The 13,351-nt window shown below is 50.4% G+C and carries 17 protein-coding genes and 1 pseudogene; 8 read left to right on the forward strand and 10 right to left on the reverse strand.

From position 1 onward, the window contains the following. Window positions 1-89: 89 nt before the first annotated feature. The 4 genes from KNP83_RS13760 to KNP83_RS13770 all read left to right on the forward strand — a co-directional run bounded on the left by KNP83_RS13760 (window position 90) and on the right by KNP83_RS13770 (window position 1,177). Window positions 90-419 (forward strand): PTS lactose/cellobiose transporter subunit IIA, encoded by a 330-nt coding sequence (locus tag KNP83_RS13760; RefSeq protein ID WP_251139398.1) that lies wholly within the window; start codon window positions 90-92, stop codon window positions 417-419. A gap of 6 nt (window positions 420-425) precedes the next feature. After that, entirely contained in the window at window positions 426-740 is a 315-nt protein-coding gene (locus tag KNP83_RS15100; protein WP_353048573.1) for a PTS transporter subunit EIIC, read from the forward strand. Between the two features lie 24 nt (window positions 741-764). Then, window positions 765-950: a hypothetical protein gene (locus KNP83_RS15105; protein ID WP_251139399.1), complete on the forward strand. Its 186-nt coding sequence runs from the start codon at window positions 765-767 to the stop codon at window positions 948-950. A gap of 77 nt (window positions 951-1,027) precedes the next feature. Beyond that, window positions 1,028-1,177: a hypothetical protein gene (locus KNP83_RS13770; protein WP_214762968.1), complete on the forward strand. Its 150-nt coding sequence runs from the start codon at window positions 1,028-1,030 to the stop codon at window positions 1,175-1,177. 40 nt (window positions 1,178-1,217) lie between these two features. On the opposite strand, the gene KNP83_RS13775 is transcribed toward KNP83_RS13770, so the two are convergent. The 6 genes from KNP83_RS13775 to KNP83_RS13795 all read right to left on the reverse strand — a co-directional run bounded on the left by KNP83_RS13775 (window position 1,218) and on the right by KNP83_RS13795 (window position 5,436). Beyond that, window positions 1,218-1,667 (reverse strand): WapI family immunity protein, encoded by a 450-nt coding sequence (locus KNP83_RS13775; protein WP_214762969.1) that lies wholly within the window; start codon window positions 1,665-1,667, stop codon window positions 1,218-1,220. Between the two features lie 2 nt (window positions 1,668-1,669). Then, complete coding sequence (locus KNP83_RS13780; protein WP_214762970.1) at window positions 1,670-2,170, reverse strand: hypothetical protein; 501 nt, start codon at window positions 2,168-2,170, stop codon at window positions 1,670-1,672. 92 nt (window positions 2,171-2,262) lie between these two features. Then, entirely contained in the window at window positions 2,263-2,790 is a 528-nt protein-coding gene (locus tag KNP83_RS15110) for a hypothetical protein (protein WP_251139400.1), read from the reverse strand. Then, window positions 2,732-3,004 (reverse strand): type 2 periplasmic-binding domain-containing protein, encoded by a 273-nt coding sequence (locus KNP83_RS15115; RefSeq protein WP_251139401.1) that lies wholly within the window; start codon window positions 3,002-3,004, stop codon window positions 2,732-2,734. Before KNP83_RS15115 ends, KNP83_RS15110 begins: the two co-directional genes overlap by 59 nt. Before the next feature lie 387 nt (window positions 3,005-3,391). After that, a complete protein-coding gene (locus tag KNP83_RS13790) occupies window positions 3,392-4,417 on the reverse strand; it encodes a LacI family DNA-binding transcriptional regulator (protein ID WP_214762971.1) in 1,026 nt (341 codons plus the stop codon). Window positions 4,418-4,563: 146 nt separating this feature from the next. Beyond that, entirely contained in the window at window positions 4,564-5,436 is an 873-nt protein-coding gene (locus KNP83_RS13795; protein WP_214762972.1) for a TetR/AcrR family transcriptional regulator, read from the reverse strand. A gap of 155 nt (window positions 5,437-5,591) precedes the next feature. Here KNP83_RS13795 and KNP83_RS13800 point away from each other — a divergent pair, with 155 nt between their 5' ends. Next, on the forward strand, window positions 5,592-7,091 hold the full coding sequence (locus KNP83_RS13800; protein ID WP_214762973.1) for an MDR family MFS transporter: 1,500 nt from the start codon (window positions 5,592-5,594) through the stop codon (window positions 7,089-7,091). 43 nt (window positions 7,092-7,134) lie between these two features. On the opposite strand, the gene KNP83_RS13805 is transcribed toward KNP83_RS13800, so the two are convergent. Together KNP83_RS13805 and KNP83_RS15120 are read right to left on the reverse strand one after the other, a co-directional pair. Then, on the reverse strand, window positions 7,135-7,593 hold the full coding sequence (locus KNP83_RS13805; protein WP_214762974.1) for a hypothetical protein: 459 nt from the start codon (window positions 7,591-7,593) through the stop codon (window positions 7,135-7,137). 113 nt (window positions 7,594-7,706) lie between these two features. Further along, a pseudogene (locus KNP83_RS15120) lies at window positions 7,707-8,351 on the reverse strand (plasmid pRiA4b ORF-3 family protein). Between the two features lie 338 nt (window positions 8,352-8,689). Here KNP83_RS15120 and KNP83_RS13820 point away from each other — a divergent pair. Together KNP83_RS13820 and KNP83_RS13825 are read left to right on the forward strand one after the other, a co-directional pair. Further along, window positions 8,690-9,199: a glucosaminidase domain-containing protein gene (locus tag KNP83_RS13820; RefSeq protein WP_251139402.1), complete on the forward strand. Its 510-nt coding sequence runs from the start codon at window positions 8,690-8,692 to the stop codon at window positions 9,197-9,199. A gap of 174 nt (window positions 9,200-9,373) precedes the next feature. Further along, window positions 9,374-9,535, forward strand: a complete 162-nt coding sequence (locus KNP83_RS13825) for a GNAT family N-acetyltransferase (RefSeq protein ID WP_483297903.1) — start codon at window positions 9,374-9,376, stop codon at window positions 9,533-9,535. Between the two features lie 21 nt (window positions 9,536-9,556). Here KNP83_RS13825 and KNP83_RS13830 read toward each other — a convergent pair whose 3' ends face one another. Together KNP83_RS13830 and KNP83_RS13835 are read right to left on the reverse strand one after the other, a co-directional pair. Then, window positions 9,557-10,570 (reverse strand): ABC transporter permease, encoded by a 1,014-nt coding sequence (locus tag KNP83_RS13830; protein WP_214762978.1) that lies wholly within the window; start codon window positions 10,568-10,570, stop codon window positions 9,557-9,559. Further along, window positions 10,563-11,288: an ABC transporter ATP-binding protein gene (locus KNP83_RS13835; protein WP_214762979.1), complete on the reverse strand. Its 726-nt coding sequence runs from the start codon at window positions 11,286-11,288 to the stop codon at window positions 10,563-10,565. Before KNP83_RS13835 ends, KNP83_RS13830 begins: the two co-directional genes overlap by 8 nt. Before the next feature lie 334 nt (window positions 11,289-11,622). Between KNP83_RS13835 and KNP83_RS13840 the strand changes: the two genes are divergently transcribed. Next, complete coding sequence (locus tag KNP83_RS13840) at window positions 11,623-13,125, forward strand: phytoene desaturase family protein (protein WP_214762980.1); 1,503 nt, start codon at window positions 11,623-11,625, stop codon at window positions 13,123-13,125. The last annotated feature ends 226 nt before the right edge of the window (window positions 13,126-13,351 follow it).

Here is a 13,351-nt window from a genome sequence, read left to right on the forward strand (position 1 = left end):
GGTTTATATGTAAGCGGTATCGTACTACTATCATCTTGTAGAATTTATACCTATGAATTTTGGTTATCCGTACAAAAAGGAGAGATAATATGGTTTCTGAAACAATTGAAATTACTCCCGAAGATATCTTCGGTTTAATCGTCCTTTCAGGCGACGCGAAAGCAAGCTACCATCATGCGATGCTGTTGATGCAAGAAGGCAAAGCAGAAGAAGCGGCTGAAGCGGTCAAAGCTGCTGACGCGACATTAAAAGAAGCACACGCCATCCAGACGAAATTCGTCACACTCGAGGCACAAGGGAAAACGGCTACGGTCGGAGTCCTCATGGTGCTCATGTCAGTCATGTGGTGGTGTGGAATTCACGGTACTGCCATCCTCAGGGGGATTATGGGACCACTCCTTACAGCAAACGCGCTTTAAAACCAAGTGCTCATCGATGCGGGTGAAACACTCGTGGCCGGTGAGAACGCGAAAATCGTTACCATCCAATTCCTCGATTTCTTCACGAAGTTCGGTGGATCAGGAATCACAATCGGTTTCATCATCGCGACACTCATCGTCGCCCGTTCGGCTCACTTGAAGCAACTCGGTAAGCTCTCGCTTGCACCAAGTCTCTTCAACATCAACGAGCCGGTCATCTTCGGGATGCCGATTGTGTTCAACCCGATCATGTTCGTACCGTTCGTCATCGTTCCTGCCATCGCATCGTTCATGGTGTACTTCTCAATCCTTTGGGGCTGAGTCGACCCGTTCAACGCGCTTCAAGTGCCATGGACGACACCACCGATTATCTCTGGTTTCTTAATCGGCGGATGGCGTGCAGCGCTCTTGGAGATCGTGACAATCGCGATGGCCGTTGCCGTCTACCTCCCGTTCGTTCGCATGCAAGACCGCGTCTCGTACGGTGAAGAATTGAAAGCACAAGAAGACGAAGACAAAGCGTCAGCCTAAGCAAATAACGACAGCCCTTCTCAGCGATGAGAAGGGCTGTTATATTTAGGAAAATGAGTATGAGAGTTGGTACATAGATGAAACGAAACTATACGGTTGCGTTCTGCTTACTGATGAGCGCCTCGTTCCTTGCCGGTATCGCCTTCGAATCTGTCATCCCGTTCGTGTTCGGAGTCGCCTTTCTGTTCGCAGCTGGCATTCAAGCCAGAAAAGAAATCATTCATTAACAAGCTGCCAGCCTATTCATAGCGCTGGCTGCTTTTTCGGTTACAACTCTCGGATCGGGTATGCGTCGGCGATTGCCTGTAAACCTTCTAAAAAGCGCGCCACATGGTCCACAGACGTCCCAAACGTGAACGCAAGCTCCTCAGACTCACCTTCAAGCGGATGCTCTAGATGGCCTCGTACGTCCACTTCGTCCCCATCCCCATCCCTTCTCGTCACCGTCAAGCTGACGAACGGTTCTGTCGGCTCAAACTCAACTTCGGATACGTCACCCGCTACGAATGACTCGAACACTCCTATGTAGTGAGCTACGAGCAGGCTGTCGAGCATGACGTCATCGAACGTGATGCGATGGTCCGGCATATGGAGCCCGACCCAATTTCGATGCCAGGCCGCGTCATGGACGTTGTCAGCGTCCGGATAGGCATACGCGTAGCTCTCAATCGTCACATCACATGACTCGTCACGCGACATCAGTTTGGCGATAGCCATCGTTATCCGTCCTTCCTTAGCGAATAACCGTCAATCTCCTGCAGACGCATCCGTTTCTGATCGACGGCCGCGTGGACGATAACGGTCACCCCTGGGTTGAGTTCCATCATTTTCTTGATTTTCGTCAAGTCGTCCCCTTTAATCTCGACGGGCAAGATGAACTCCCCTTCCTTCAAGTGAATGAACTTGATCTTACCTTTGTCGTCATAGCCTGTCACTTCGTACGTCGCGTATTCACGTTTCATCAACATCTCCCCTTCTTCCGAATCAATCTCCACACCGAGATCACAAATTTCCCGTTCCCGTTCAATCCGTTTGTCCCGTTCCATCAGTCCTCTCACGCCTAAAAAAGAAGAGAACAACACAATAAAGATCATGAGGACATTCGAATAGACAAACCCATAGAGCAAACCGTACATGAACCAGCACAGCAACGACATCATCATAAGCGTGGTCGTCTTACCCTGTTCCCTCTCTTGATCCGTTCTATGGTGTGACGCCATCATCCGTCCTCCTCTCCATATTTCATACGTTCCCCGCTTGAATCGGTTCCACACAAAAAATCCATCCCTGTAGCGGCAGGGATGGATTCATCTTACGCCTCGACGCTATCCGCGTGTTTGGCTTTATGGTCCGCAATGACGCCGGCGTACCATTCCGCGCTGTTTTTCCAGACGCTGTGGAGACCCCATGTTGGAAGGACGTAAGAGAAGACTTGTGTCTCCACTTCTTTGCCCTCTTCTTTCACTTTGATCGGCTTCGACATCCCTTCGAACCAAGATGGTGACCATTCTGGAGCGAGTGCCGTGTATTGTTTCTCACGAAGCTCCTTCGCGTAGTCCATGTAGTTGATCTTGTCTTCTGTCAAGACGAGTTCGTTCTTGTCGTTTACCCATGCTTCTGGGTTCGCGCCTTGTGAGAACCAACGAATCGCGCCTTCGTCCGGGAACATTTTGTAGCCTTTTTGCTTCATCTTCTCTGCAACTTCGAAGACGCCGTCCATCGAGCTCATCATGTTGCCGATTTCAGCCGGATCGTCCGTACCGAGCACTTCTTTCGCTAAGCTACGTTTGTAGTAGACGCCACCTGGTGTCGTTTGCCACGAAAGCGCGCACGTTGCCATCTTTATCTTTCCCGAGGTCGAAGACGTAAGGGATGTAATCGTTTGAGATATCGTCGACGTTATAAGGCTCCTCTGAAAGGTTTTCCCAGTATCCTGCGTCAACCCATTGCTTGAGGAACGCGATTTCTCCTGTGAAGACATCCGGTGCCCCAACGCCGCTTTCAAGTGCCGGCTTAAGTTTTGTCGGATAGTCCGCGATTGGAACGATTGTCAATTCAACCTTAACGCCGTTCTGCTATTCGTATGTTTTGATTGGCTCTTTAAGCTCGTCCGTGAACGACCAAACTTTAAGTACGTCGTCTTTGCTTGATGATTCTGAAGATCCTTCGTCGTTTGAGCATGCGCCCAAGACGCCGACTGATAGTGCTCCGATAGAGAGTAAGCTAACGAATTTTTTACGCATGTGTGAAAAATCCTTTATAAGTGTTTTGTAGAAAGCGTTTGCAAGAAGAGGTAAATATTTGTCGAAAGCACTTTCGAAATTGTTCAAATAAAATATCGAAAGCGGTTTCGATTTAGGGTGAATGATTTTCGAAATCGCTCTCTTCTCTCCAGTCCGCTGAAGCTAACAGAGCGACTTCGAAAGATCATCGTGACTTGTTTACTTTTTGACCGGCGCGCAGGACGCCCGTTCAATCAAGCGGACCGGGATGACGCGTCGTTCCGTGCGTCGTTCCGTGCGTCGTTCTTTGGCCGTCATCTGTTCAATCAACAGTTCGGCCGCCGCTTCCCCGATTTCGTCTGTATCTTGACGAATCGTTGTCAGCTTCGGTGTGATGTACTTGATCATCTCGATATCATCATACCCGATGACCGAGATGTCCTCTGGAACCCGGAGACCATGTTCATGGACGGCTTCGATGGCCCCTATGGCCATTTGATCGCCTGCGACGAAGACAGCCGTAGGTGGAGATGAAAGCTGTAGCAGTTGCTCCATCGCTTGTTTACCTTCTTCGACCGAGAAGAACCCCGCGTTCACCAAATATCCTGGTTGAATCGGTAAATCGAGCGCGTGCATAGCGAGCTCATACCCTTTCACCCGGGCCGCCCCAGCGTCAATCGACGAATCTCCGGCGATGTGAGCGATGGCGCGATGGCCTAACTCATACAAGTAGTTCACAGCCATGCGAGCACCTTCCGTGTTGTCCGAGTAGACGACGCTACAGTTGGCGCTGTCCATGTCGACGACGACGAACGGGATGTCGCTTTGCATGAGCTCTTGGACTTGCTCATCCATCCGGTCCGAGCAAATGACGACGATGCCGTCGACCGCTCGATGTTTAAAGTGCTCGAGATAACTCATGTCACGATTGCGGAGGTTCCGTGAGGCGAAGATTAAATCATAGCCATGTTCCTCGGTGGCGTGACGGAAACTTTCGATGATGCCGTTGAAGAATGGATGCTTCATTCCGACTTCGTTCGCTTCTGAGAACATGACCCCGATCGCCCACGATCTTTTCGTCGATAACGACTGCGCGTGTGCGTTCGGCAAGTAGTCCATCTCAGCGGCAGCTTGTAATATTTTGGCTCTCGTCTTTTCACTGACGTCCTTATAGTTGTTCAACGCTTTGGACACGGTTGTGATCGAAAAGCCCGTCTTTTTCGCTAAATCATAAATCGTACCCATGTCAGTCTCCTCTTCCCGAAAGCGCTTTCGGTAACTTGATTGTAGCGCATGAATTTGTAGGAATCAATTCTTTTTCGTGGAATATTTTGAGATTTCTATTCGTAAAGTGTTTCTTCTATATTACTGCATCCAAACACTTTTTGTCGTCAGTGTGTCCGTGTATACAACCAAACGAGATTCGTAAATTTCTGGACTTCTGTCTCCCCCGTCACCCCTTTGAACAACCGTTGGAACGGTTTGAGCAATTGTTCGATAACGATTTTACGGAGACGGTCTTGATGCAGCTCATACGTGATCGCCTCAAACAAATCCGCTTGTTCTTCGGTCATCTTGACGTGTGCATGAATCCGTTCCGCCATCTCAATCAACTCGTCTTTCGTGACGAGGTTTTTATCCGTCGTGCCACGCATCTGGTCGACCGTGACCGGATTTAAAATATGCTCGTTCGTCTCGACCATGCGAGCTGCCATCTGCTCGACGTAGGCGTACAAGTTCCGAATCAGTTTTTGAATCGAATAGGCCGTGTTCGTGATGCGGAGCGTGAACAGGATGTGTTGCAACATCCCGTTGAAGAGCACGGTCAACTCGACCGAATACGGACGAATCTCCTCCCCGATAATCTCAGTCAAACGCATGGCGAGCCACTCAATCTCATAGACACGGTGCTGCAAGACGAGCTTCTTCAGTTCGGGCTCGTTCGCCGACATGATCGACTCGAACAAAGCGTGGAGATTCCGCTCTTCATTCAATTGAATGAGAATCGAAATTTGCTCGATAAAGACGTCTTTGTCCCGCTTGTCCCGTCCCATCTGCATCTCGATGCGGCGTTGCCCGGCATCATAGCGCAAGTTTTCGAGGATGTTGGCGACACAGTCCGTCTTCGAGGCAAAGTAATTGTAGAACGTGCCTTTCGAGATGTTCGCCCGCTCAATGATTTCTTGGACCGACGTCTGTTGCACCCCGTTCTCAATGAAGAGGTTCATGGCGACATCGGCGACTTTTCGTTTCTTATCTTTCATATCATTTCCTGCTCCGTTCTGTTTCATTTATAGATTCAGTATATCATTTTGAACTGATAGTACAAAATGGTTGATTTATTTATACGACGGGTATAAAATCATCACATCGACACTTACTAGTATATAACTATTCAGAACATAAAGGAGCAACTCGTATGAAACCAGAATTCCAAAAGAAACCGCCATATCTCATGCTCGCGGTCCTCTTTGCGGGGGCGTTCATCGCCTTCTTGAACAACTCATTATTGAACGTCGCGCTCCCATCAATCATGGTCGATTTGGAGATTGCCGACTACTCGACCGTCCAATGGCTCGCGACGGGCTTCATGCTCGTGACAGGTGTCCTCGTCCCTGCATCCGCCTACTTAATCACTCGGTTCTCAAACCGAAGCCTCTTCATCACCTCGATGGCGATTTTCGCTGTGGGGACGGCCATTGCCGCTTTCTCACCAAACTTCGGGATGTTACTCACGGGTCGGATGATTCAAGCGGTCGGTGCCTCGACGATGGGTCCACTCTTGATGAACGTCATGCTCGTCAGTTTTCCACGTGAAAAGCGTGGAACGGCGATGGGCATCTTCGGGCTCGTCATGATCTCAGCACCAGCCATCGGGCCGACGCTCTCTGGTTATATCGTCGAGTATTATGACTGGCGCGTCTTGTTCGAGATGATTCTCCCGCTCGCCATCATCGGGCTCGGTCTTGCCATCTGGAAAGCCGAGAACGTCATGGTCCAAAACAAGGACCAATCACTCGACTATCTATCACTCGTCTTGTCGACAATCGGTTTTGGTGGCGTCTTGTACGGTGTCAGCTCAGCGAGTTCAGACGGTTGGGACAACCCGATCGTCTTGGCAACGATGATCGTCGGATTCGTCGCATTGATCGCCTTCGTCATCCGTCAGCTCAACATGGAGAAGCCGCTGCTCGACCTTCGGGCATACAAATACCCGATGTTCGCGCTCGCCTCAATCATCGCGATGGTCAACGCCGTCGCCATGTTCTCGGGGATGATTTTGACACCTGCCTACGTCCAGAGCGTTCGCGGCATCTCGCCGCTCGACTCAGGGCTCATGCTGTTACCGGGTGCCATCATCATGGGAATCATGTCCCCAATCACTGGGAAACTGTTCGATAAATTCGGACCGAAGTTGCTCTCAATCACGGGTCTTACGATCACAGCCATCTCGACGTACATGCTCGCCAACGTCCAACTCGACTCGACGTATACGTATATCGTCTTGACGTACACGCTCCGCATGTTCGGGATGTCGATGGTGATGATGCCGATCATGACGAACGGTCTCAACCAGTTACCGACGAGCCTCAACCCGCACGGAACGGCCATCAATAACACGGCCCAACAAGTGTCGGGTGCAATCGGGACAGCCGTACTTGTCACAATCATGAACTCGGTGACACGGACGGAAGCCGAATCGCTCATGACCGGCGTCGACCCAGCTACACTCACCGAGAGTGCGATGGGCGCGTTGACGCAGCAAGCGCTCCTGTCTGGAATTCAGTATTCGTTCTACGTCGCGCTCGGGATGAACATTTTGGCGCTCGTCCTCGCCTTCTTCGTGAAGCGCGTCGATGTGAAGAACCAAACGTTTGCCGAGGATGCTTCGAACGAAGAACTCAAAAAAGCGAACTAACACACAAGCCGTCCTGTACATACAGGGCGGCTTGTTTTTTCGTTTATCCTTTTGTAAAACTCAAATCGTGCCGACTCGGATGTTCCGGGTCGAGCTGGCGAATCTTGCGTTCGTAATACAGCGTCGTCGCCGCCTGACCTGCAATCGCACCGAAGAAAATCATCATCCATAAGAATAAATTTGACTGGAAACCATTCTTGAACAACAGGCAGAACCCGATCGCCCCGAACAACGAGAGCGCGTTGCGGCCAAGATACGTGCGACGAATGAACTTCTGGACGGACGGTTCGGCTGTCAACCGTTGCATGAATCGACTCTCACGCCACTCCAGATAAATCAGCACAACGAGCGCCGCTAAGAAAGCAACTGCATAACCCGTTTTAAATTCGTTCATGACCAATAACGCAAATGAGAGTCCGACCGCGATGACAACTGATACATGCAATGGCATCCATCTTTTTTGATACGATTGAATCGAACGCATGCGTGCTTGTTTCTCCATTCGTAATCACCTCACTTCTATCTTACGTAGGGAAACGAGTTTTTGTTCCCTTAAAAGTTGGAAGTTTGTATCCGATTTTTATGGCACAGTTTACTGTTCAATCCGTTGTTTTTTCATTTCACTCTCTTTACAGTCACATACTCTTGCAACAGGAAATTGATTCTATCCTCTTGATAAGATTGCACTTCTTGAGACGCTCCCACATACTCCTCGTGTTGCGGATGAGACAGATTATTTAAGATGTCTTGAATCATCTGATTTCCAGCCATCCCGCCCACGTCTTCAAATGGCGTCTCCCCTTCCCACTCTGTCACCATCGGATAAGGATACGGATAATCGTCAATGACTTTCTCAAGCGTTAGTTCGTGTCGCCAGTCATCTCCGTAGTCATACGTATAGTATAGTGTCGGATTCGATTCGATGACGGCCGGCAACTTCACGTTCTTCATCTGACGAATGGATAATTGCCGATACATCTCATAAATCTGTTGTTAAAATGCTTCTAGTTGCGGCTTTGATTTAAAGTAAGCTAACCGAGCCTTATACTCTTCGACCTCGTCTGAGGATAAGACGAACCGGAACGTCGGCTTTCGTAAATCATTTTCAAACTTTGCCAAGTGGGAGTCGTCCCACAACATGACAATTTGAATCGCGTCATGGAGACGTTTGAAGTTCGTCTCGGCCGGGATGATAAAGCGCCGCCAGACCGGTGTCGGGCTGTCGAGCAGTTGAATGTGGAACTGATACGCGTTGAACATAGATTCGATTCCTCCTAGTTTTGTTTCGGGTTCTTCTTTTTCCTGATCGAGGTTCTTCCTGTTTCAAAAATACCCGACTGAATGGAAACTCGTTACTTAAAAAAACGCCTTGCGAAAGAAAATACATAAATTTGGATGATTCCTTCTCTTTAATCAAAATGAAATAATTTAAAAACCTAATATATGGTATTATTTGCATAGTTTATTTGTTGATTATGGGAGGAACAAAGATGAGACACATGTTCGTTTATTCGTTAGGAATTGCTATAATCCTATTTTCGTTGATTCTATCCATGCCATCGGTTTCAGCTGCGTCAAAAAAAGAAAATCGTGCTATTATGGGAACATCAGCATTAACACCTCAACAGATGGCGGACTTTGTCAAAAAGAAAAATCCGAGAAACGTCCGGCTTCAAACTGTGACCGTCGAAGAGCTCGCCAAGCTGTTCGTCGTCATCGGCGCAAAAGAAGGTGTCCGTGGCGATGTCGCGTTCGCGCAAGCGTTGAAGGAGACCGGCTATTTCAGTTACAAAGGAGACGTCCTCCCGAGGCAACATAATTACGCGGGCATCGGAACGGTCGGTAACGGGGTAAAAGGTCATACGTTCCGCTCGCCTTTCCAAGGCGTCACAGCCCATATTCAGCATCTGAAAGCATACGCTTCGACAGACAAACTGAACATGAAGCTCGTCGACCCTCGCTTCCGTTACGTAAAACGAGGATCCGCACCAACATGGCCCGCCCTCCAAGGCAAATGGGCGATGCAGCCGAGAGGCAACTATGGCAACGACGTCCTTTCTATCTACAAAGAGATGGAACGAACAAAACTTCGCGTCGCCAAAAAATGAACGACCTACCATGACTTACAGGGGTGAAAGATAGTGACTTGCAAACAAGTACGATTGTTTAGCGGACTCGCGCTTCTCGTATCAGGCGTCGTCTTGCTACTCAAACGCTGACCAGCATTCGGGCATCTGCCCGGATGCTTTTTTGTCACCTACAATAAAGGAGGTGCGACCGGGATTCATAAAATCAACTTGAGTGTCATCGAGACAAACGAAAAAGCCGTCGCACTCTATGAGCGTTACGGCTTCGAACAGGAAGGCAGATTGCGACACGACAAGCGACTGCGTGACGGTCACTACTACGATACGATTTGGATGGGTCGTCTGAACGGAATTTGAGCCTCGCGCTCGAATCCCGTTTTAATGTCCCCGATACTTCCCAAGCGCGCGCAGATTGAGCACGTAGAGCACCCCGGCGTAGACAACGAGGCCGAGTACGTATCCCCAAATCCCAGCAAACCCGCTCCCATACACCATCACTTCTTTAATCGCCGTCGCCCCATAGAAAATCGGCATGACGTAACTCAAGTTGCCGAGCCCGTATGGAATCAAGTCGAGCGGAATCAATCCCGAGAAGAACACTTGCGGAATAATCGTGAACGGGATCATTTGGACGACTTGGAGCTCTGAACGGGCGAACACCGAGATCGTCGCCCCGAACAAGACGGCCGTCCCGGCCATGAGCAGCATGACCAACATGACCCAGCCGATATTCCCGAGCGACGTCAATCCGAGCACATAAATCGTATACAGCACGATCAAAACGGATTGGACGATCGCGAACACGCCATACCCGAGCGTATACCCTAAGATGACCTGTCCCCGTTTGATCGGGGTCATGAGGAGCCGTTCGAGCGTCCCCCCACTCCGCTCTTTGACGAGCGCCATCGCCGACAGGATAAAGACGAAAAAGAACGAGAATAACGACAAGAACACATAGCCGAATGAGTCGAACGTCGACTGCCCTTCTTCCCCGTACACATAATTCATCTCGATATCCGCCGCCGGATTCAACGTCGACAGCGCCGCTTGAATCTCTCGTACCGCTTTCGAGGATTTTGTCGACGGTTCTCGGAGCGTGATGACGGTACCTGCTTGCGTTGCTTCAAAGACGGCATCGACGTCGGCATTCTCCTCTAAATAGCCAAACGGATTGGTGATCGTGTCCAGACGCACTTCGAGCGTCTCGGCTTCGAACGCATCGACGAGCTGGGCAGGCACGTTCTCCTCGACCACGACGACCGGCACGTAATCCGAGTCGCCGAGCAGGAAGTAGACGAGCGTTAAAATGAGGAGTGGGGCAATCAAAATCAAGGCGACGCTCCGCTTATCGTTGAGCGTCTGGAAAATGACGCGTTTCGCCAAGTTACGCATGAGTGCCTCCCTCTCGCCCGGCGATGAGGAACAGTTCCTCGACGCGGCCGTTCTCTGTCTGTTCCAACAGACGCGGCACCGTGTCGTAAGCAATCAAGCGGCCGTTATAGATGAGCGCGGCCCGGTCACACTCGAGCACTTCGTCCATGACGTGCGTCGAGACGATGATGGTCGTCCCATTCGCCCGAATCGCCTGGAACTGATCCCAAATCTGACGGCGCAGAATCGGATCGATGCCAACGGTCGGCTCATCTAAAAATAAGACGTCCGGTTGATGCAGGATGGCGATGGCGAGCGACAACCGTTTCTTCATCCCGCCCGAGAAGTGGCGGACGAGTTTTTTCCGGTCGGCTGTCAAATCGACGAGGGTGAGCACGTCCGTGATCCGTTGTTGCAGCTTTGCCTTACCAAGCTGATAGATTGAACCGAAAAATGCGAGGTTCGCCTCGGCCGATAAGTCGTCATACAGCCCGTCATTCTGAGGCATGAACCCTATATTATGAAGCATGTTCATGCTTGGCATGTCCGTCTCACCAATCCGGATTGAGCCCGCGTCCGCTTTCAACGAACCAATCATGAGACGGATGAGCGTCGTCTTCCCAGAACCTGACGGGCCGAGCAGACAACAAATGTCTCCCGAGTTGATCGTGAAGCCGACCTGCTCAATCGCCATTTGGTCGCCGAACGCTTTAGTCACGCCTTGTAGTTGAATATCCATCGCTGACTCCTTCTTCTTGTGCCGTTGTGATGTTCCGTATAGTTATAGTATAAGCCCTCGCGGATATGCTCAACAATCGACATTTCGCCGATTGGGAACAGGGAAAATCCAACCGCTACACGAAGAGTTTGATTATTGACCCGTGTGAATCGAGGACACAAATCACGTCATCGTGCTCCGTTGTGCTCGGACATGGATAATCACCCAAGCATTCGGGTATGTATACGAAGATAAAACGCTAGCCTAGAACGTTCATCGAGTTCGTTCCAACCGAATCCGTTTAGTAAATGGAATGCACATAAAAAATACATATCAAGAAAGAGGCGGGACAAGCATGCAAGATGTGAACAAGTCTGTGATTGTGATTGGTGGAGGGCTCGGGGGAATTTCGGCGGCCATTTCACTCGCACAAAAAGGATACGACGTCTCCTTATACGAAAAGAACGACCATATCGGCGGGAAAGTGAACCGGCTCGAACAAGACGGCTTCGGTTTCGACCTCGGGCCGTCGATTTTGACGATGCCACAGATTTTTGAGAAGCTGTTCGCAGGTAGCGGCAAGCGGATGGAAGACTACGTGCCGATTAAACGGCTCGACCTCGAGTGGCGCTCGTTCTTCCCGGACGGCACGGTGCTCGACTTATATCATGACTTGGACGTGATGGAGCGCGCCAATCCGACATTGTCTCGGAAAGACATGTACGAGTATCGCGAGCTGTTGAAATATGCGGAGCGGATTTACAACACGACAGAAAAGGCGTATTTGAAAGAAGGGTTCGAATCGCCGCGCGAAGCGGTCGCGAAGAACGGTCTGTTCTCGACGTTGTTCGGCTTCGATTTGACGTCGACGATGTACGACGGCATCGCCAAACGGATCAGCAACCCGCACCTACGGACGATGCTGTCGTATTACGTGAAATATGTCGGCTCGTCGCCATACAGTGCACCGGCCGTCCTCAATATGATGATTTACATGCAGCACGCCCAAGGCTGCTGGTATGTCGAAGGCGGCACGCATAAACTCGCGGAAGGATTGACGAAACTCGCGGAAGAGATTGGCGTCCAGCTCCATACCGGTCAAGGCGTCGTCCGCGCGCACACGCTGAATGGTCAACTGACGGCCATCGAACTTGAGGACGGAAGGCTCCGCTCGGCTGACTATTTCGTCTCGAATATGGAAGTCATCCCGTTCTATCAAAAGATGGTCGAAGCGGATGACCAATTCGTCGACAAGCTCGTCGAAAAATATGAGCCGGCCAGTTCTGGCTTCGTGCTCCATCTCGGCGTGAACAAAGAATATCCAGCGCTCGGCCACCACAACTTCTTCTTCTCAGAGAACTTGCATGAACAGATGGACAAGATTTTCGAGCAGCACGAGTTGCCGGACGATCCGACGATTTATTTGGTGAACGTCAACAAGACCGACCCGACACAGGCACCGCCTGGGCACGAGAATATCAAGATTTTGCCGCATATCCCGTATATCCAAGACAACCCGTTCACACCAGAACAGTACGCCGCGTTTGAAGAGCGCGTCCTCGACAAGCTCGAACGGATGGGCTTGGACGGCTTGCGGGAACATACGGTGACACGCGACGTCTGGACGCCGCACGATATCGAGCGGACGTATGGTTCGGACCGAGGCGCAATTTACGGCACTGTCGCCGATAAGAAGCGAAACGGCGGCTTCAAACACAAGAAACAGAGCGAGCTATACGACAACCTCTACTTCGTCGGCGGCACGGTCAATCCCGGCGGCGGCATGCCGATGGTGACATTGAGCGGCCAACAAGTGAGTGACAAGATTGCGAAGCGTGATGGGGTCACAACCCAATGACCGACTCGTTTTGGGAACGACACCGCTTCAAGTTTTATACAATTGGCATGGTCATCTGCGGAATTTTGGTGGGTATGTTTTCATAAGAAAAAGCATCTGACGTCGCGTCAGATGCTTCTTTTAGTTGCGTGTACTCGATTTTCCGACAAGCAGTTTCAATACAACTAAGATTCCGCCTAACACGACCGCATAGGTAACAAGCGACCACAACATGTCCAATACTCGT

The sequence above is a fragment of the Exiguobacterium sp. s146 genome, from assembly GCF_018618415.1.
In the GTDB taxonomy this organism is placed as follows: domain Bacteria; phylum Bacillota; class Bacilli; order Exiguobacteriales; family Exiguobacteriaceae; genus Exiguobacterium.